The organism is Roseibium hamelinense (genome assembly GCF_007830545.1).
GTDB classification, from domain to species: Bacteria; Pseudomonadota; Alphaproteobacteria; order Rhizobiales; family Stappiaceae; genus Roseibium; species Roseibium hamelinense.
The window spans coordinates 131,730-150,852 of the sequence record NZ_VLLF01000006.1; the positions used below are offsets into that span (position 1 = coordinate 131,730).

The following is a 19,123-nucleotide window of genomic DNA, read 5'->3' on the forward strand; positions in this document are numbered from 1 at the left end:
TCCATGAGCTGGTGCGTCAGGACACTTATTGGACCTGGCTGGCCATCTGTTGCCGCGAATAATAGACAGCAAGACCCTCAATATCGGCATCGGTCAGGTTATGAGCCTCAGACATCATCGGGTTCCAGCTTCCGTCATTGCCACGGCCGCCGTTTTTGAACTGTGTTAACTGCCGGGCCAGGTAGGGCTGATTTTGCCCATGGATGATCGGTGCAGCTTCGCTTGGACGCTGTCCAAGGTGACAGGATTGGCAGGCCGGTGTCCTCGTCGCTTCTATTCCGTTCTCACCGATATCCTTGCCACGGTCATAAGCAGTTTGGGTCGCCGCATCCATCGAGCTTGGTGTATCAGCAAGATATGTGACTGGTTGACTGGCGAAGTATTGCGCCAGGACCGTTATTTGGTCGGGTGACAGCTGACTGGCTGCCTGCTGCATGAAACCGCTTTTCCGCTCTCCGCTCGCAAAGGCCTTGAGCGCTGCTTCAAGATACCTTGCTTCCTGCAGGCTTAGATTCGGTGCTTCGCCGAGTGTCGGTTCGCCAGATCCGTCATATCCATGGCATCTCGCGCATACGGCAACCGGATCGCTGGAAATACGTTCATCGTACAGCCCAGTTGCTGGCGCTGCATAGTTGTAGTCTGCAGCCGGAAAGGTGTTGCGTGCCGTGTTCGAAGGTTCAAGGGGTATGGTGCCGGGTTGATAGGAAGGCTTCGGCCAAGTCGCACCGGCCGGAGCAGACACCGAAATTAACTGTGCGTAGGCTTCGCCGGTCATATCCGGAAGGCCGCGGACAAACGACACCATCGTCCAAACGTCGTCATCACGGTCCTGGGTCGGCCATGACGGCATGGCGCTGAACTTCACGCCGTATTTCAGAATGACGAACAGCTCTTCGTCAGAGAATTCATCGACCACTTCGGGTAGGAACTGCGGGCGAGGTCGAATAGAAAGTGACGTTGCCGACTGCCCGATATTCGGCCCGCCGTGGCAGTTTGAACAAACCATTGCAAAATGCTGGGCGCCGAGTGCAACGCGCCCTTGCGAACCAAGGTCGGCAGGCGGTGTTAGCTCAAGCGCATGCGTGGACACATATCTCTTGAACACAAAATGCAGGAGATTGTACGCACCGATCCCGTGAGGTTCGCTGGCTTTCAGACTTATGAGGCCGCTGAGGGCTAAGCCTCCACCGATCACGCCACCGGCGACGGTAAGTACGCCAATGCCCAATAGGGCGTTCTTGATCAGTCCCATGCGCGTCCTCCTGCTTAGCCGTCTGGTCGAGCAACCCGTTTACCTAGCCAGTCCTGAAGTGTGCGAGAGCTGCCCGGGGCAAAACCATAATCCGATGGTCTCACAGAAGCCGGTAAGTGTGAAGCAAGGTTGACAGTATAGTGTGTAATTAATTGAAGCGATGACTGTTGGTGTGCTGATCAAAGCGGGAAACGAATAAAAGCGTCCCAGAATGTACAATGTGACGGAAATCCGACTGGGTGCAACTAGATCAGGGTTCCCTCGATATGCTCCAACCGCTTTTGGCATGCTTTTCCGTGAAGCTTCCCGTTGCTCAGCGCGGCCAGCTTTTCGCGCGCTTTTTCGCCAAGTTGTCGCGTCCCAGCGGGATCACCGGCAAGATTTTCGAGCTCTTCAACAAGTGGCGCGATTTTTACTTCAGACCAAATGTAGTTTGGCCTGATATCGCCAATTGCTGCGTTTCCCACATGGGTTTTGAAAAAGGGTAGCGGGCGAGCATGGCCGCCGGCTATGAACTCTCTGGGTCCAGAATAGTCTGTTGCAGCAACCGGAATGCCGCGCATCATGGCTTCAATGATCCCGCGGCCAAGCCCCTCGCATCTATGGGGGGAGACGAATACATCGAACGACCTGATGAGTTGGTCCATTTCCTCAGCCCCCAGAGCCTCGTTGATCATTGTGATTCTTGGGTCTTTTGATGCAAGTTCTAGGAATTCATCGACCTCATCCTGCCTGACATAGTGCGCTGGTTCGTACTTGTACTTGAGTGTTAAATTCACATGTGCGTTCGGTTTGTTTGCAAACGCTTCCAAAAAGGCGAGGATGAGGGCCTTCGGATCCTTTCGTTGAATGAGTGAATTGCAATCGAAAAAATAACCAAAGGTGAAAGGCTTTTCAGCGGATCTGCTGTTTCCTGAATGTGCGCCCGGCTCAATGTGCAGCGGCATTTGGATGACTGGCTTGTCTGTGTGGTTGCGAAATATGTTATTAAGAAAGCTGTTCGAGACCCAGACTTCGTCAAGAATGTCAAGTCCAATTTGCTGTGTTTCCGGAAGGTCTTCAAACTCCCAATAAGGAGCTCCTATGTTGTATTTGCCTTCCAGGAGTTCTGGAAATTGGTCCTTTATTAGCCGTGTGGCCGGAAGGTTCTGGCAAATCAAGTTTATTGGGTATTTGGGCTCTGACTGAATGAGCTTGTCAATCACAGGATCGGATATTGTTGACTTCAACGAGCTATAATTCTTTGAAATAATGCAGACTTCTACGCCAACCGAGGTAAGTGCTTTGACTTTGTCGCGCAATTCCTGACCAAGTCCGTGAAGCCCGCAAGGCATTCCAATGACATTCACACCTGTCATGGAAATTGCTGCCTAATTTCCTGAATTCGATTGAGCATTCTCTTGCCAGTCGCAAAATTTGAAAACTCTGCCACAATTGTTTGCTTGCCGGCACGAGCTACCCGCTCACGAAATACACCATCGTCCTTTAGTTTTCGCATAAAGTGGGCTGCATGTTCGATGTTCGGTTCAGCCCAGCGTTGTTTTTGGTGATGATATTCATTTCCGGTCATTTCCAGCAGCTCATAGTCTACAAGACAAGCATTCTGGGGGGACATGAAGTCTAGGTTGCCAGAGTAGCCGGTCCCAATCGTTGGCTTTCCATATCCCATCGCCTCTGCCATGGTCAGTCCGAACCCCTCCGCGCGATGTAGAGAAACAAAAGCATCGCAGGCGAGATAGAGGTTCGCTAAATCATCTTTGTTGTAAATGCCGTCGAGCAGAACAACCCTCGAATCCGCCGCAATCTCGGCGAGAAACTCATCGTACTCGCGTTGGAAGATGTGCTGGCCGGGGCGCTTCATGCATTTGAAGATCAGTGAAACGGATTTGTCGTTGTCTTCAAATGCTTTTCGGAAAGACGAATAGACAGCATGCGGATTTTTTCGCGTTAACGTTGAATCCACGCTGAAGGTGAACAAAAAACTGAAGGTTCGATCCGGTATGCCAAAATACTCGCGTGGGACGAGTTTTGACGGGTAATGAATGGAGACGGGAATCGGCATTGCCTTCACCGGGATGTTCATTTTTTTCCGGGCTGCGTCTGCGATGAACTGTGAAAGGCCCCAATACTCTTGGATATCGCGGGTGTCGGCCAAGTATTCCGGTAAATTCTCTAACTCCCAAGCGCCGTAGCATATGTTGTACCGATCCTTCAGAAATCCCGTGCCACCTGTCTCAATTAAGCGCGAAATTCGCCGAACGTCGCCGCAGAAGATACTCACGTCTGAAGTTTTTGATGCACCGGGAGACGGGTATTTGGCGTTTTCCAGGTGTTCTGAGTTGTTTAAATTGAGAAGGCTTGGGGGGGCATAATCTTCCACCTTGCTGCTTGCGGCATGGGCTTTACCGAGTGCTGAGCAGACGTTCCGGGTCATGACCGCGAGGCCTGTCTCAATCCGATGTGGCCCGAGCACATTGGCGATCGCCGGTGTCTTCTCCGGATAGTTGCTGTCCAAAACAGATCGGAAGCTAATTGCTCGTGCGTGAAATGTAGCGCCTTCTGGCTCAATTGTTACCGAGATTACTGTTTGATTTTGAAGCCAGCCGCGTTTGAGCGGGATATTCAGCTTACTTGCCGATTGACCAGAGCAAATAACACGTTGGGTCGCTAGTTCTGCTTCGCTGGTTGCAATTCTGACCAACGCGGACTGGGAAGCTGAGATTGCTGCCTTGGTATCTAGTTCGATAACCAGGGTTTGGTCGGTATCAGGCGTTTTCTGATAGTAAAAAGCCAGAGACGCCTGCTCAGTGAAAGTGAGAGTGCCTCCGTCAAAGTTCCATCCATTGACTAGCAATGGTGAGGCGGGAGACAAGTATTTTGCTTCAATAGTTTTGTTTTGATGAACCGGTTCGCCGCATTTAGCAGGGAGCAAGCGGATGGTTTGCACCATCAGGGCCAGACGCCGCCGATCGTGATTGTTTGGATCGATCGAGTTCGGACTGTTTCCGCCGCTTATATCGAGTTCCATGACGAGGTCGCCAAGCGCAGGAATCTGATGTGCTAGCACCGGAATGCGGATTGAACGCGTTTCGAGGTTCTCGAATTTTTCGCGCCTCATAATAGATGGGGCGACTTCATCATGTATCACAAAATCACAGATCACCGGGCTTTCCGGTGTTGCCATCGCCATAACAGTCAGCTCGATTTCGCAGTCTGCACTCACACCTGAGGGAAACTTTAAGTGTAAACGGCAGTCGCCGGCATCGGTCCAGCAGTGATCAGCGAGTCCCGGATACCATGCGTCTCCCAATCGCATCTGCCTTGCCTGTTTGCTATTGCCGAAAACGACCTCTGTATTGAACGAAAGTTCGGGCGCCAGGGGGTTTACACCTTCAAGCAGGCCACGATCCGACCAGGAAATTCCAAGCAGCTTTTTGATCGAAAACTCGTTGCGCAGTGCCTTGGGTAAAGGAGTTGTGTTCGAAGTCGAAGTGTCGCGACTCGGATGCAGGAGTTGCTCCCAAAATGCGCGCGATAGCGAGCCAATGTCGTATGCCGGTTCGGCACTCTGGTCCTGCCAATGTGCCCCAAACGGGATCGGTTTTTTTCTGAAATAGGGCGCTTCGCTCAGAATACTGGATGTTTGCGCCGCAACAGCGTTGATGTTTGGGGATGACATCAACTTGTACGCATCAACATTGATCGCGACGATGTTTCCGAATTTAGCAAGAAACTCGATCTGCTGCCTTGCATCTTGAGCATAGGGGTGCGGTTTGAAGTAAACCGTCTGATGCGAACGGCAGAGTTGGTCTATTTCCTGCTCAAAATCTTGTAGCCTGATTTGCCCGTTGGCCCCGATCAGCGCTGCATCGTTGGAGACCTGTCCAAAAAGGGCCGCGGAATTTTGATTGAAAGGTAAGAGGGGATCTTTTTGTGTCCGCGCAGTTCTTAGTTGTGCGCCGAATTCCAGGTTCTCCCTCGGCACTGCAAACTCGGAGATATCTTCAGCTTTGATCGCATTAGACTGCAGAGAGAAAAGATAGTCTGGCATGAACCGCAGAGGGTGAATGGCAAACGACACATATGGTACAGCCAGCTTGTTAAGCGCATCAACGAGAATTGGCGGAATTTCGAATCCCACGATTAAACGATCAGAGGTGATCGGCGCCAAAACCTCGAGGAGTTCTTGGCAAGCTTCTTCCTTGTAAAGCTTGACCCAGCCTGAGAAAGAAACTGTGCACCCGTACATTTCATAAATTTGCCGAACCGGCATCGATATCGAGCGTTCACCTAGATCCGTTGCATCTTCGCTCCATAACCCCGTTTGCATCGGTCCAGAAAAGACCTCTTCCAATACAGGCCGGAACCAAGTGCCAACAACTTCCGCAATATTGTTTTGAAAACTTTTATATGGGTTATATTCAATATGGTTTACTCTCAGAAAGTCTGAGATGAATAATGGCTTGAGATTGCGATGTATTTGAATGTTCAGGCTCATATATAACTGTTTTCTTGAATGTGGTTATACATTCTCTGTTGAGGACCCGATCCCCAAAAATGCGCAGTTTGGAATTTGACATTGGTATGTTGAAATTGAATGTTATTCAAATACTTCGGGTTCCGTGAGCCTGTCTATTGCTTCAATTCCCCACCTTTTTCGCTTTTTGTCTTGAAACGCCGTTGAGACATCAACGCGGCGGCAATCTATTGAAAGGCTGCGCTGGGGTCTGTAAGACCGGGATCAATACTCATTAAAATCCCACAAATGATGTACCAATCCTTTGGAGCTATCGGTCGAGCATGAACCCTGAAGATCTATTCCGTAAATACGCGGCTGAAAAAGGCCAGCTGTCAGCCAAAGACGGTTACTTCACTAATTTTCTTGGCGTTTTCACGCGTGCCGATATTTTTCCTCCGCATCGACCATTGTCTGGACAGGTCTTTGCCGACCTCCCTATCCGTGGTGACGGTGTGTTTGGTGGTTACGGTGATTATTTCTCACTTTTTTCAGCACTAGACAAACGGGCTGGTCAAGAGACGCTCACGGTCTGCGAGCTTGGCGCAGGTTGGGGGCCCTGGACGTCTGCATCAGGCGTGATCGGGCAACGCATGGGCTTCAAGCGAATTAATCTCGTTGCGGTAGAAGCGGACCACGAAAAATTCCAATATTTGCAAGAGCATCTGGCGTTTAATGGACTTACTGGAAAAAGTAATATCAATATCAGGCTGTTAGAAGGTGCAGCCTGGCACCAGAACACGACTTTGCATTTCCCGCGGGCGCTGCGGACGGAAGACTATGGAGGGCGTGTAACCGATGGTGCTCATTCGGTTGACTATCGCGGTATGCAATATGAATCTGTAGAAATCCCAGCCCACTCCTTGGAAGCCATTTTCGAAGGTCTCGACACTATCGATTTCCTTCACGTTGATATCCAAGGGGCAGAGTATGAAGTGCTCAGCAGAAACAAGGATTTGCTGGAACAAAAAGTACGCTCCATTTTCATCGGTACCCACTCGCGCAAGATTGATGCGCAAATGCTCGAGCTATTCTTCGAATGGGGGTGGGATGTTCCCCGTCTGGTGCCCTGTGTTGTCACATATGATCGCACAAAGCCCACACTGGAGGGCATGACAGCGGCGGATGGTGAAATGTTTGTCACCAATCCGAAACTGTATTGACCGCCTTAGGTCTGGATTGAAGGAATGTCGCGACTAGTTGATTTCAGTATACGGTCTGAAGCCTGAGATCGCTGCTGAGGTGGACTATGTCCGCTCTTGCGCCTTCGGAAAATCTTCCGATTTGTCCTGACAATCCAATCAGTTTGGCTGGCCATGACGTGGCCATGGCCAGCGCCTGTTCAACTGGCACAGCGCAGAGCTGCACCAGGTTCCGGATCGCGGTTGCCAGATCAAGATGCGCGCCGGCCAGTGTGCCGTCTTCCAGAGTGAGCCGGTGACCGCTGCGGATGATTTTCCGGTGATTGAGCAAAAAGTGATCGATATCCGATCCGGCGGTGGCCATGGCGTCGCTGACCAGGAAGATCTGCCCAGGTCCCTGTTTGGCACGCAAGGCCAGCCGCATGCTGGCTGAGTGCACGTGGATCGTGTCGGCGATCAGGCCCGCGGAAAGGTTCCCCAGATCCAGAGCAGCGCCGACAACGCCGGGCTCGCGATTGCCGAGCTGGCTTTGGGCGTTGAACAGATGTGTCACGCAGCGTGCACCCGCCTCTGCGGCTGTCCGGCATATGTCATAACCGGCATCGGTGTGGCCGAGCGAGACAATCACACCTTTTTGGCAAAGGGCCCGGATCTGCTCGCAGGACACGCTTTCGGGCGCGACCGTAATCTTGAGGACCGGCAGCCTGTCCGCAGCTTCAAGCAGGATCAAGAGGTCTTCAGCGCTCATCTGGCGGATCAAGTCCGCGGAATGAGCGCCCTTGCGCGCCAAGGATAAATGTGGACCTTCAAGATGCAGACCGGTAATTCCCGGAACGCGGGCTTCAATCGCCTGTTCGGCGGCGCGGATTGCAGCATGTACATGCGCCGTGTCATCGGTGATCAGGGTCGGCAAGATCGAGGTTGCGCCCAGTGTCCGGTGCGCCTCGGCGATTGTCTTGAGTGTGCCGAGGGTCGGCGCATCATTGAACATGACACCGCCGCCGCCATTGACCTGCAGATCTACGAAGCCGGGTGCGAGAATGCCGCCGTTCAGTTCGACCCGTTCATAGGTGGGTGGAATTGTCTCTGCTCTGACGAGACATTCAACCGTTCCGCCATGTGTGAGAAGGGCGCAGTCCTTGTGGATACGTTCGCCATCAAAAATGCTGGCACCAACAAACGCTTTCAGGCGGGCGCTCATACTGTCTCCGTAACCTTGTTCAGGTGCCGCGGTGTGTCCGGATCAATGCCACGGGATGTCGCGAAGGCTTCAACCATGGCGTAGAACGAGACAATCAGGGGCAACGGGTCGAGCAACGGATGACCGGTGCGGACATGGGGTAGCATGGCGGCTTTGCTCAACGCGGATGTTGTTGCGAAAACCCGGGCGCCTTTCCGGCTCAGCGCGTCCGCCGTTTCGGCGATGGCCGCTTCGGCGGCGTCCCCAGCGGCAAAGCCAAGCACTGGGAAAGCGTCTTCAACAATCGAAACCGGACCATGCATGACTTCGGCCGATGAATAGCTTTCGGCGTGCAACTGGCATGTTTCCTTGAATTTCAACGCCGCCTCGTTCGACATGGCAAGCGTTGTGCCGCGCCCGAGCGTGAAGAGCGATCGGGTCGAGCCGATTGCCTCCCGAGCCTCCGGCCAGTCAAGTTTGGCGGCTTGTGCCAACTTTTCCGGCAACGCTCTGATCGCGGCCAGCAATTTGTCGTCCTTTTTCCAAAGCGCGAGCATCAAAATGCCGGCAAGGGCGGAATTCAAGAATGTCTTTGTGGCCGCCACGCTCAACTCCGGCCCAGCGTGGATATCTAGAGTGTGGGCTGAAGCGCTTGCCAACGGAGAGGCTGGGTTGTTGGTCAGGGCGAAGGTCAGCGCACCATCACGTTCGCAGGCTTTTGCCATCTCGACGATGTCCGGGCTTTTACCCGATTGAGACACCGAGATGCACATGACGTTTCGCAGCTTGAGCTGAGCCTTGTAGATGGAGGCAACGGATGGCCCAATCGAGGCGACAGGCAGCCCGGCCAGCAACTCGCTGGCATATTTCAAATACGTACAGGCATGGTCGGAAGACCCGCGCGCCACGGTCACGATGAAGGCTGGATCCGCCGCACGCGCTGCATGTGCAGCCGCTTCGATGGCGCTCCACCCCTCAGTCAGCAGGCGTTCGACAGCGACCGGAATTTCCGAGATTTCCGTGCGCATTTTCGTTTTGGTCAAGGACATGGCAAGCCTGGGTCAGGATAGGCGGAGCTCTGCCACGAAATCGTAGGCATCGCCGCGGTAAATGGAGCGGGTGAACTCAACGACCCGCCGGTTGGCTAGATAAGACGTGCGCTCAATGCGCAGGCCCGCAACACCGGGCTCAACGCCAAGCAGATCTGCGTCGGCACGGTCGAGATTGATGGCTGATATCTTCTGGATTGCCCGTTCCGGACGGTTGCCGGCGCGCTCCAACACCTCGTAGAGCGAGGTGGTCACGATGTCCGGATCCGGCAAAATATCGGAGGGCAGGGAGGCGCGTTCGATCGCCATCGGCTTGTCGTTCGCCATGCGCAGGCGGGCAAGGCGCGCAACCTGCTCGCCGGACGACAAGGCAAGTGCAATGGCCTCATCCGGTGTCGGGGCAAAAAGCCCGCGGCCAAGCCACTCGATCCTGGAGGATAGTCCACGGCGGGTCATGTCTTCGGTGAAGGACGTCAAGCGGGACAGGGACTGCTCGACCTTGGGCGTGCCGTCTGAGACGAAGCTGCCCGACCCCTGTTTTTGGACGATAATCCCCTTGTCGACGAGGTCCTGCATAGCGCGGCGGACCGTGACCCGTGACAGTCCGGTGAGTGCGGCGATTTCGCGCTCCGCCGGCAAAGGTTCATTCGCGGCCATAAGGCCGCTTTCAATGCTTTCTTCAAGCCGCCGGCGCAGCTGCACATAGCGTGGGCCAGACCCGCTGCCCATCCAGCTCTCAGGGTTCAGGAACTCTTCAATGGTCATGACAAAGCTCCGGCGTTTTCGGCGACACGCTCTGCAAGTAGCAAAGCACCATCAAGGGCTGTTCCTTTGGCCGGGGTCAGGCTCGCGGTGACGTTCGCCGGCAAATGCGGCTGGTAATGCGGCGCAAGTCCGCCGAGAAGGCAAAGGGGTTCACCCGGGGTCCAGCTGAGCGCGTCAAGGCAGCGCAAAATATAATCTGCGCCCTCGGACATAAGGACCCTGCCATTCAGGTCGTTGGCGCTTGCTGCTTCCACAACCAGCGGAGCCAATTCGGCAAACTGAGACGGTTTGGCCTGTTTTGCAAAGGTCAGCAGGGTCTCCAGATCTGCGTCGAAACGCTGCCAGGCTGCGTCAATGAGATCACTGTAGGGAGCTAATCCGTCCAGCCAATGAAGCGTTCGGCCCAGAAGCATCTTTCCCAACCAGCAGCCCGAGGCCTCATCGCCGAGATCGGCGCCGTAGCCGCCCAGGATCTTCAACCCGCTTTGCGATTGGCGAGCGACAAAAGAACCGGTTCCGATTCCCGCGACGGCGCCGTGATCGGTGCCAAGCGCGCCAACAACGGCACCGCGCCGGTCGTCTTCGATCAGAAGGGCTTTTATGGGAAGCGCCTGTTCAAGCTCTTTAGCCTGCTGCCGGTTTACAATGCCGGCAAGGCCCGCGTAGCAACGAGCCTCGTTGATGTCCTGTTGTGAAAGCTGTGCCTTTTCCCGCAATGCGCTCAAGCCCTCTTTAAGAGTGGTGAGCGCTGTGGCGCGGTCGGTATGAGTGTTTGCTCCTGCCAGCACGATCTCATGGTGCTCGCGATTGGTCTTAATGGCGAACCGGCATCGTGTGCCGCCGCCATCAATTCCAATCAGAATATGTGAAGCTGGCTTGCTCATAAAATACCTATACAATACCAATATGCCGAATGAAAGCGAAAAATCCTGAAAATTCCGCACAATAGCGGCTGAAATGCTTTCTCAAAAATAAATGGTAGACAAAAGGTATCTTAAAGGTATTATTTGTGGATCAGCGGGAGCTTTTGGCAGTGCAGGAATTGCGTCAAACAGAACAGTTACACGGCAATGCGATTGGGCTTGATACCTTGCCGCCCGGTGAAATTGCGGCCGCGATTGTTGGCGGTCAGGCGCAGGCTGTTGCTGCTGTCGACGCCGCCTTGACCGAACTGACCCGCGCAGCTGACCTGATGGTTGAGGCGATGCGTGGGCAGGGGCGGCTGATCTATGCCGCCGCGGGTTCGTCAGGACTGATGGCTCTTGCAGATGCGGCAGAATTGTCCGGCACCTATGGCATCGCGCCGGACCGCATCCTGTTTTTCATGGCGGGCGGGGTCCCGGTGAGCGGTCACATGCCAGGTCATACAGAAGATGACCGCGAGGCGGCAGGCCGCGACGCTGAAATTGCGCGTCAAGGAGACGTCGTTATCGCTTTAACAGCGAGTGGCACGACGCCTTATCCTGTCGAATTTGCATCAAGGGCACGTTCACGCGGTGCGAAGACGATTTGCCTTGCGAACAATCACGACGCGCAAATATTTGCTGAAGCCGATGTTGCGGTATGCCTGCCAACGCCAGCTGAAATCGTGGCCGGCTCGACCCGTCTTGGAGCTGCAACCGCCCAAAAGGCGGCGTTGAACACCATGTCGACCCTGATGGGAGTCCGCTTGGGGCACGTCCATGATGGCATGATGGTCAATCTCGTTGCGGACAATGAAAAACTGCGCGAGCGGGCAGCAAACATCGTCAGCCGCATTGCTGGGGTCGATCTGCAAACCGCTTTCAAGAGCCTGGAAACGGCGAAAGGCGAGGTCAAACCCGCCGTTCTTATCGCGCGGGGAGCCCCATCGCTCGACCGCGCCCAACAACTGCTCGCGGACACTGAGGGGTATCTGCGGACAGCTATCGCTCGACTGTGAACCGGCGCCGCCGGTCCTTAAAACCTATTGGGAGGTTTCTAATGAAGCGCAAAAGTCTCTGTATTGCCCTGCTGGCAACAACCCTCTTGTCCGGCCCTGCTTTCGCAGAGGACGTCACGCTGACCATCGAGAGCTGGCGCAACGACGACCTGACATTGTGGCAGGACAAGATCATTCCGGCTTTCGAGGCAAGCCATCCGGGCATCAAGGTCAAGTTTACCCCGTCCGCCCCGGCTGAATATAACGCGGTGCTTAATTCGAAGCTGGATGCGGGCAGTGCCGGAGACCTGATCACTTGCCGCCCGTTTGATGCTTCGCTCGCTCTTTATGACGCTGGCCATCTGGTCGATGTGTCGGGGCTTGAGAACATGTCGAACTTCTCCGATGTCGCGAAGTCCGCATGGCAGACGGATGACGCATCGGCCACCTTCTGCGTGCCGATGGCCTCGGTGATCCATGGTTTTATCTTCAACAAGGAAGCCTTCGAGGAAGTTGGCGTCGAGGTTCCAGAAACCGAAGCCGAATTCTTTGCCGCGCTTGATAAGTTTAAGGAAGATGGCTCCTACATCCCGCTTGCCATGGGCACGAACGACCAGTGGGAAGCGGCGACCATGGGCTACAACAACATCGGCCCGAACTACTGGAAAGGCGAGGAAGGCCGTCTTGCGCTGATCAAGGGCGAGCAAAAATTGACCGACGATCAGTGGGTTGCGCCCTTTGCCACGCTCGCCAAATGGGGCGCGTACATGGGCGATGGCTACGAGGCGCAAACCTATCCGGACAGCCAGAACATCTTCACGCTGGGCCGTGCTGCGATTTATCCGGCTGGCAGCTGGGAAATCACCGGTTTCAACGCTCAGGCCGATTTCGAAATGGGGGCTTTCAAGCCGCCGGTGCAAAATGCCGGTGACACCTGCTACATCTCGGATCACACGGACATCGCAATCGGCTTGAACGCAGACAGCCCGAACGCGGATGCTGCCAAGACCTTCCTGAACTGGGTGGGGTCCGAAGAGTTCGCGACGCTTTATGCAAACGCACTGCCGGGCTTCTTCTCCCTGTCGAACCATAACGTGTCCATGGAAGATCCGTTGGCGCAGGAATTCGTGTCCTGGCGCGGTGAGTGCGAATCCACCATCCGCTCGACCTATCAGATCCTGTCCCGGGGTACGCCAAACCTTGAGAACGAGACCTGGGGCGCCTCGGTGGCCGCGATCAAGGGAACGGAAACGCCTGAACAGCTTGGTCAACAGCTGCAGGAAGGCCTCGCAAGCTGGTACGAGCCGCAGCAGTAATCTGTCGACCTGATTCCGGCTCCGGGCTTTGTGTCCGGGGCCGCTTTTGCAAGCGGCCGGGAGGAAACCGTGAAGTCTTCGCGCATAAAATGGCATGTGGTCGTGTTCTTGGCGCCAGCGGTTCTGGTCTACACCGCGATCATGATCTTCCCGCTGTTCAACACATTGCGGCTGGCGCTCTACACGGAGACCGATCAGGTCCGGGTGTTTGTCGGGTTGGCGAATTTCATGACGCTGTTTGGCGATCCGCGCTGGTCTGAGAGCTTCTGGAATGCCCTGGGCAACAATTTCTGGTTCTTCCTCGTCCACATGCTGGTTCAGAACCCGATCGGGATTGCTCTGGCGGCAATCCTCAGCCACCCAAGATTGCGTTTTGCAAGCTTTTATCGGTCGGCGATTTTCGTGCCGACGATCCTGTCCTTCGTCATCGTCGGCTTTGCCTGGAAATTGATCCTCTCGCCTATTTGGGGGATCGCGCCGGATATGCTTTCGGCTGTCGGGCTAAAAAGCCTGTTTGCGCCCTGGCTCGGAAAGGAAGAATACGCCTTGACGACGCTGGCGCTGATCTCGGTCTGGCAGTTTGTCGGCATCCCCATGATGCTGATCTATGCCGCACTGCTCTCCATCCCGGAAGAAATCTTGGAGGCCGGTGAGGTCGACGGCATCACGGGTCTGTCCGCGTTCTGGAAGATCAAGCTGCCGCTGATCCTGCCGTCGATCGGGATCATCTCGATCCTGACCTTTGTCGGAAATTTCAATGCCTTCGACCTGATTTATGCCGCTCAAGGAGCGCTCGCCGGGCCCGATTTCTCGACCGATATCCTCGGCACCTTCATGTACCGGACGTTCTTCGGCTTCCAGCTTCAGCTGGGGGATCCCCATATGGGGTCGGCGATAGCGACCGCAATGTTCGCGATCATTCTGGTCGGTGTGTGCGTTTATCTGTTCGGCATTCAAACGCGCCTCAAGCGCTACCAGTTCTGAGGAGCGTTTCAAGATGAACAAGGCCCGCCAAAACCCGGTCAACGTCATCGCCGCCCATGGTGCGTTGATCCTCTACACCCTGATCGCGCTGTTTCCCGTCTTCGTGATTGTGATCAACAGCTTCAAGAGCCGCAGAGACATCTTCCGTGAACCGCTGGCCTTGCCGGACGCGGACAGCTTTTCGATGATCGGGTATCAAACCGTACTCAAGCAGGGCGACTTCTTTCTGTATTTCCAGAACTCGCTGATTGTCACCGTCTGCTCGTTGTTCTTTATCTTGCTGTTTGGGGCGATGGCCGCGTTCGCCTTGTCCGAATACCGGTTCAAGGGCAACACCTTGATGGGGTTGTATCTGGCGCTCGGCATCATGATCCCGATCCGGATCGGCACGGTCGCGATCCTTGACCTGATGGTTCAAACGGGACTGGTCAACACACTGTTTGCGCTCATCCTTGTCTATACGGCACAAGGCCTTCCTCTGGCGGTGTTCATCCTGTCCGAGTTCATGCGCCAGGTGTCGGAGGATCTCAAAAACGCCGGCCGCATTGATGGGTTGAGCGAGTACACGATTTTCTTCCGGCTGGTATTGCCGCTTGTACGGCCTGCCATGGCGACCGTGGCGGTCTTCAACATGATCCCGATCTGGAACGATCTGTGGTTCCCGTTGATCCTCGCGCCAGCAGAGGAAACCAAGACGCTGACGCTTGGCAGCCAGGTCTTCATCGGCCAGTTCGTGACGGACTGGAATGCGGTCTTGTCCGCATTGTCGCTGGCCATCCTGCCTGTCATGGCGCTTTACGTGATCTTCTCGCGCCAGCTGATCCGCGGCATCACATCGGGAGCCGTCAAATGATCCGCGTTCTTGTCATAGGTCTTGGCAGCATGGGGCTTAGTCATGCGCTGGCGCATACGCGCGGGCGGTCCGAACTGGTTGGGCTGATGGCGCGCGGACCCCGGCCGGATCTGCCGGAAGCGCTGGATGGCGTGCCCTATTTCACCGATCTCGACGAGGCGTTGGCGGAAACACGGCCCGACCTTGTTGTGGTGGCAACCTACACCGAGAGCCACAAGCCGTTTGCCATGAAGGCGATGCTGGCGGGAGCCCATGTCTTTTGCGAAAAACCTCTGGCCGCAACGGTTGAAGACGCCAACGTGATGGTGGCAATGGCCAAACAGACGGGCCGCAAACTGATGATCGGCTACATCCTGCGCCACCATCCAAGTTGGCAGCAGTTTGTTGCCGAGGCGCGCGCGCTGGGCGGGCCGTATGTCTTCCGGATGAATCTCAACCAGCAAAGCAGCGGGGCGACCTGGGAAACCCACAAGCACCTGATGTCATCGGTCAGCCCGATCGTTGATTGCGGTGTCCACTATGTCGATGTCATGTGCCAGATCACGGACGCCATGCCGGTTCGGGTCCATGGGATCGGTCTGCGTCTGTCCCATGAAATCGCCGAGGACATGTACAATTACGGCCAGTTTCAGGTGGCGTTCTCCGATGGGTCTGTCGGCTGGTATGAGGCCGGCTGGGGGCCGATGATGTCGGAGACAGCCCATTTCGTGAAAGATGTGGTCAGTCCGAAAGGCTCGGTATCGATCGCAGACGTCAAGGAGACCGGCTCCGACGATGTCGACAGCCACACCGCAGTTGGAAAACTGCTCGTTCACACGCTGTCCGGCGACCGCCTGGTCGACTTTCCCGGTGAGCCGGGCCATCAGGAGCTGTGCGATGCAGAACAGCTTGCCATGATCGAGGCGATTGAAAATGACCTCGATCTGACCCGTCACATGAATGACGCCGTGCAATCTCTGCGGATTTGCCTTGCCGCGGACGAGAGCATCCGCACCGGCACCCCGATAGACCTTTCCGGAGCCTGACCCGATGACTGCGCTTACACTTTCAAACGTCAACAAGTCTTTTGGCGCCGTGCATGTCCTGAAAGACATCAATCTCTCGGTTGAGGAGGGCGAATTCGTTGTCTTCGTCGGCCCGTCGGGCTGTGGCAAGTCCACGCTTTTGCGTGTGATCGCAGGGCTGGAGGACGCGACATCTGGAATCATAGACATTGGCGGGACGGTGGTGAATACGGTGCCGCCGGCAAAGCGTGGCATTGCCATGGTGTTTCAGTCCTATGCGCTTTATCCGCACCTGAATGTGCGCGACAACATGGCGCTCGCGCTCAAGCAAGAAAAACGCCCCAAAGCGGAAATTGAAAAGCGGGTTGCCGAGGCCAGCCGTATGCTGTCGCTTGAAGCTTATCTTAACCGCCGCCCGGCCGAACTGTCCGGCGGGCAGCGGCAGCGCGTTGCCATTGGCCGCGCCGTGGTGCGCGAGCCAAAGCTGTTCCTGTTTGATGAACCCTTGTCGAACCTGGATGCCGCCTTGCGCATGAACACGCGGCTGGAGATTGCCAAGCTGCACCGTCAGCTGGCAGCGAGCATGATCTATGTGACGCACGACCAGACCGAGGCGATGACACTGGCGGACAAGATCGTCGTTTTGCGCGACGGCCGGGTGGAACAGGTCGGCAGCCCGATGGAGCTCTACAACAATCCGGCCAACCGTTTCGTTGCGGAGTTTTTGGGCTCCCCGTCGATGAATTTTGTCCCTGCAGAGCGGCTCGGCGGCCCGGCCGACCAGGAGATCGGCATCCGCCCGGAACATGTTCAAATCGCAGAGTCAGGGGTTTTGTCGGGGCCGGTCGTGCATGTCGAGCAGCTGGGCGGCGACACCAACATCTTGGTCGATATCGGCTATGAGATGCCGTTTACCGTGCGCATGTTTGGCCAGTATCCGGTTGGGACTGGAACGACCGTCAATCTCGCTTTTTCTACCGAAAACACCTACCGCTTTACACGGGACGGCGTCCGACAGGTTTAGGGCTGTTTTGATCTCATTGCGATCGTCGGTATTTTCATTTGTCTGCTTTACTTGAAATGGCCTCAGAAGCCACCGCAGCATGTCTGCGGTGTTGCTGTGTCGATTTATTTTTCTACTTTTGCGCGAGATTGCATAAAGATTAGCGATTTGTAATGTGTGAAAAATGAGCAGAGTATGAGTTGCACACCATGCATTTTTTCTCTTTATTCGGATGCTTTTTTCAAGTTAATTTGAAGAAATATGCCAAAAAATTATTGAGTCTCTGTCACTTTTTAAGAAAATAAAACAATTGGTCAAAAAATATATTGCACTGCAAAAAATATAGGCAACTTCCCGTGTCGCAAATTTGAAACAATGAATTTGCCCAAAGGGGTGGCCGAACCGGTGTGGTTCGTGTTTTGTTACCAGCATGTCGCAGAACAACATCTCGCACTCTTACGAATGCCGGGATGCTACGTACGGGAATTGCTGCCCGCGCGGCAATGAATAGAACCGGAAGGGGAGACATATGACAAAGTCCAAAGACACTGAGTTACTAAATCGACTTGAGCAAGCCGCCCGCACCGGCGGCATCACGAAACGTGAATTCATCCGATATTCCGTACTCGCAGGTGTGACGGCTTCAACAGCGACCGGCCTTTGGTCCACAAAAGCCAAGGCGCAGCCGAAGTCCGGCGGGACATTTCGCTGGGGTATTCACGACGGCAACACTTCTGATTCACATGACCCAGGCACCTATCTCACCCGGGTGATGATCTTCCTGGCCCACACACACCGCAGCTTCTTGACCATGATCATGGGTGACGGCTCCTTGGGGCCTGACCTTGCAGATTCTTGGGAAGCCAGCGCTGACGCGTCAACGTGGACGTTCAAGATCAATGAAAACGCTTCTTTCCACAGCGGTAAGAAAGTGACCGCCGACGACGTGATCGCGTCTTTGAATCACCACCGCGGTGACGACACCACGTCAGCAGCCAAGGCGCTCCTGTCTGATGTTGTCGACATCAAAAAAGACGGCGACTACACGGTGATTGTTGAGCTGACAGGCGGCAATGCCGACTTCCCGTGGTTGATGACCGACTATCACCTGGCCATTTGCCCAGCGAATGAAGACGGTACGCTGAACTGGCAGTCGGGCGATGGCTGCGGACCGTACAAGATCGAGAATGGTGAATTCGGTGTGCAGTTTAGCCTCAGCAAGCATGATGGCTGGCATGGTGAAGGCGCCTACTTCGACAATGTTGAGCTGATCACACTGAATGATCCGAACGCACGTCAAACGGCGCTCGTGACAGGCGATGTGGACGCGGTTTCATTGATTGAGCTCAAGACAATGGGCTTGCTGCAGCGCAATCCGAACATCACCATCCACAATATCCCGTCGGCTGGTGCCATTACGCTTCCAATGCATTGCGACACAGCTCCGTTCGACAATGTCGATGTTCGCAAGGCGCTAAAGCTTGCAATGAACCGCGACGACATCATCGAAAAGATCACCTTTGGTGCATCCACCAAGGGCAATGACTTCCACCATTCGCCGGCACAGCCGTACTGGCCGGATGGCATTCCGCAGCATGACTACGATCCGGACCAGGCGAAGTCCTTGCTGAAGAAGGCAGGTGCAGAAGGCCTCACAGTTTCGCTAAGCACAGCAGACAGTGTCTATGCCGGTGCAGTTGATATGGCCGTACTCTATGCAGAGCATGCCAAGGCTGCAGGTATGAATATCAACGTCGTGCGTGAGCCAAACGATGGCTACTACTCAGATGTTTGGTTGAAGAAGCCGTTCTGCCTTGTTTCTTGGGGCGCGCGTCCAACGCCGGACGTGATGTACACCCTGGCCTACAAGGATGATGCTGCGTGGAATGAATCCCGCTGGAAAAATCCTGAGTTCAACGAGTTGTTGATCAAGGCGAAGGCTGAGCTGGATGACAACCTCCGGGCAGAAATGTACCGGGATATGGCGATCCTTGCGAAGGATGATGGCGGAACGATTATTCCGTTCTTCAACAACTTTGTGTACGCCAACAGCTCCAAGGTCGGCACGCCCGATCAGCTTGCGGCCAGCTGGGAAAATGACGGCGCTCGCGCCGCAAGCCGCTGGTGGTTTGAATCCTGATCCAGACGGGATTTCAGGC

15 protein-coding genes are annotated in these 19,123 nt (G+C 55.0%); 8 read left to right on the forward strand and 7 right to left on the reverse strand.

Going from position 1 to position 19,123, the window contains the following annotated elements; translation table 11 throughout:
* Positions 1–25: 25 nt before the first annotated feature.
* The 3 genes from JM93_RS13235 to JM93_RS13245 all read right to left on the reverse strand — a co-directional run bounded on the left by JM93_RS13235 (position 26) and on the right by JM93_RS13245 (position 5,750).
* Positions 26–1,252 (reverse strand): c-type cytochrome, encoded by a 1,227-nt coding sequence (locus JM93_RS13235; protein ID WP_145344150.1) that lies wholly within the window; start codon positions 1,250–1,252, stop codon positions 26–28.
* Between the two features lie 245 nt (positions 1,253–1,497).
* Positions 1,498–2,610, reverse strand: coding sequence for a glycosyltransferase family 4 protein (locus JM93_RS13240; protein ID WP_145344152.1), 1,113 nt, complete (start codon positions 2,608–2,610; stop codon positions 1,498–1,500).
* Positions 2,607–5,750 (reverse strand): glycosyltransferase, encoded by a 3,144-nt coding sequence (locus tag JM93_RS13245; protein ID WP_145344154.1) that lies wholly within the window; start codon positions 5,748–5,750, stop codon positions 2,607–2,609. Before JM93_RS13245 ends, JM93_RS13240 begins: the two co-directional genes overlap by 4 nt.
* A 302-nt stretch (positions 5,751–6,052) precedes the next feature.
* On the opposite strand from JM93_RS13245, the gene JM93_RS13250 reads away from it, so the two are divergent.
* Positions 6,053–6,931, forward strand: coding sequence for an FkbM family methyltransferase (locus JM93_RS13250; RefSeq protein ID WP_145344155.1), 879 nt, complete (start codon positions 6,053–6,055; stop codon positions 6,929–6,931).
* Between the two features lie 43 nt (positions 6,932–6,974).
* Here JM93_RS13250 and nagA read toward each other — a convergent pair whose 3' ends face one another.
* From nagA to JM93_RS13270, 4 genes are read right to left on the reverse strand one after another with little or no spacing between them, the layout of a single operon-like run.
* On the reverse strand, positions 6,975–8,111 hold the full coding sequence (nagA, locus tag JM93_RS13255) for an N-acetylglucosamine-6-phosphate deacetylase (RefSeq protein ID WP_145344157.1): 1,137 nt from the start codon (positions 8,109–8,111) through the stop codon (positions 6,975–6,977).
* Positions 8,108–9,139 (reverse strand): SIS domain-containing protein, encoded by a 1,032-nt coding sequence (locus JM93_RS13260; protein ID WP_170230650.1) that lies wholly within the window; start codon positions 9,137–9,139, stop codon positions 8,108–8,110. Before JM93_RS13260 ends, nagA begins: the two co-directional genes overlap by 4 nt.
* A 12-nt stretch (positions 9,140–9,151) precedes the next feature.
* The gene (locus JM93_RS13265; RefSeq protein WP_145344161.1) at positions 9,152–9,904 is read right to left on the reverse strand and encodes a GntR family transcriptional regulator; all 753 of its coding nucleotides are present in this window, start codon (positions 9,902–9,904) and stop codon (positions 9,152–9,154) included.
* Positions 9,901–10,788, reverse strand: a complete 888-nt coding sequence (locus JM93_RS13270) for a glucosamine kinase nucleotide-binding domain-containing protein (protein WP_145344163.1) — start codon at positions 10,786–10,788, stop codon at positions 9,901–9,903. Before JM93_RS13270 ends, JM93_RS13265 begins: the two co-directional genes overlap by 4 nt.
* 149 nt (positions 10,789–10,937) lie before the next feature.
* On the opposite strand from JM93_RS13270, the gene JM93_RS13275 reads away from it, so the two are divergent.
* From JM93_RS13275 to JM93_RS13305, 7 genes are all read left to right on the forward strand, one after another.
* Positions 10,938–11,825, forward strand: a complete 888-nt coding sequence (locus tag JM93_RS13275; protein ID WP_145344165.1) for an N-acetylmuramic acid 6-phosphate etherase — start codon at positions 10,938–10,940, stop codon at positions 11,823–11,825.
* A 41-nt stretch (positions 11,826–11,866) separates the two neighbouring features.
* Entirely contained in the window at positions 11,867–13,120 is a 1,254-nt protein-coding gene (locus JM93_RS13280; RefSeq protein ID WP_145344167.1) for an ABC transporter substrate-binding protein, read from the forward strand.
* A 69-nt stretch (positions 13,121–13,189) separates the two neighbouring features.
* On the forward strand, positions 13,190–14,104 hold the full coding sequence (locus JM93_RS13285) for a carbohydrate ABC transporter permease (RefSeq protein ID WP_145344168.1): 915 nt from the start codon (positions 13,190–13,192) through the stop codon (positions 14,102–14,104).
* Between the two features lie 13 nt (positions 14,105–14,117).
* Entirely contained in the window at positions 14,118–14,957 is an 840-nt protein-coding gene (locus JM93_RS13290; RefSeq protein WP_145344170.1) for a carbohydrate ABC transporter permease, read from the forward strand.
* A complete protein-coding gene (locus tag JM93_RS13295; protein ID WP_155197637.1) occupies positions 14,954–15,982 on the forward strand; it encodes a Gfo/Idh/MocA family protein in 1,029 nt (342 codons plus the stop codon). Before JM93_RS13290 ends, JM93_RS13295 begins: the two co-directional genes overlap by 4 nt.
* A gap of 4 nt (positions 15,983–15,986) precedes the next feature.
* Entirely contained in the window at positions 15,987–16,985 is a 999-nt protein-coding gene (locus JM93_RS13300) for an ABC transporter ATP-binding protein (protein ID WP_145344172.1), read from the forward strand.
* 508 nt (positions 16,986–17,493) lie between these two features.
* Positions 17,494–19,104 (forward strand): ABC transporter substrate-binding protein, encoded by a 1,611-nt coding sequence (locus JM93_RS13305; RefSeq protein ID WP_145344174.1) that lies wholly within the window; start codon positions 17,494–17,496, stop codon positions 19,102–19,104.
* Positions 19,105–19,123: the final 19 nt, after the last annotated feature.

Coding starts and splice junctions, on each gene's coding strand:
- JM93_RS13235 (WP_145344150.1), bottom strand. CDS start 1,252: ATGGGACTGATCAAGAACGCCCTATTGGGCATTGGCGTACTTACCGTC.
- JM93_RS13240 (WP_145344152.1), bottom strand. CDS start 2,610: ATGACAGGTGTGAATGTCATTGGAATGCCTTGCGGGCTTCACGGACTT.
- JM93_RS13245 (WP_145344154.1), bottom strand. CDS start 5,750: ATGAGCCTGAACATTCAAATACATCGCAATCTCAAGCCATTATTCATC.
- JM93_RS13250 (WP_145344155.1), top strand. CDS start 6,053: ATGAACCCTGAAGATCTATTCCGTAAATACGCGGCTGAAAAAGGCCAG.
- nagA (WP_145344157.1), bottom strand. CDS start 8,111: ATGAGCGCCCGCCTGAAAGCGTTTGTTGGTGCCAGCATTTTTGATGGC.
- JM93_RS13260 (WP_170230650.1), bottom strand. CDS start 9,139: ATGTCCTTGACCAAAACGAAAATGCGCACGGAAATCTCGGAAATTCCG.
- JM93_RS13265 (WP_145344161.1), bottom strand. CDS start 9,904: ATGACCATTGAAGAGTTCCTGAACCCTGAGAGCTGGATGGGCAGCGGG.
- JM93_RS13270 (WP_145344163.1), bottom strand. CDS start 10,788: ATGAGCAAGCCAGCTTCACATATTCTGATTGGAATTGATGGCGGCGGC.
- JM93_RS13280 (WP_145344167.1), top strand. CDS start 11,867: ATGAAGCGCAAAAGTCTCTGTATTGCCCTGCTGGCAACAACCCTCTTG.
- JM93_RS13290 (WP_145344170.1), top strand. CDS start 14,118: ATGAACAAGGCCCGCCAAAACCCGGTCAACGTCATCGCCGCCCATGGT.
- JM93_RS13295 (WP_155197637.1), top strand. CDS start 14,954: ATGATCCGCGTTCTTGTCATAGGTCTTGGCAGCATGGGGCTTAGTCAT.
- JM93_RS13300 (WP_145344172.1), top strand. CDS start 15,987: ATGACTGCGCTTACACTTTCAAACGTCAACAAGTCTTTTGGCGCCGTG.
- JM93_RS13305 (WP_145344174.1), top strand. CDS start 17,494: ATGACAAAGTCCAAAGACACTGAGTTACTAAATCGACTTGAGCAAGCC.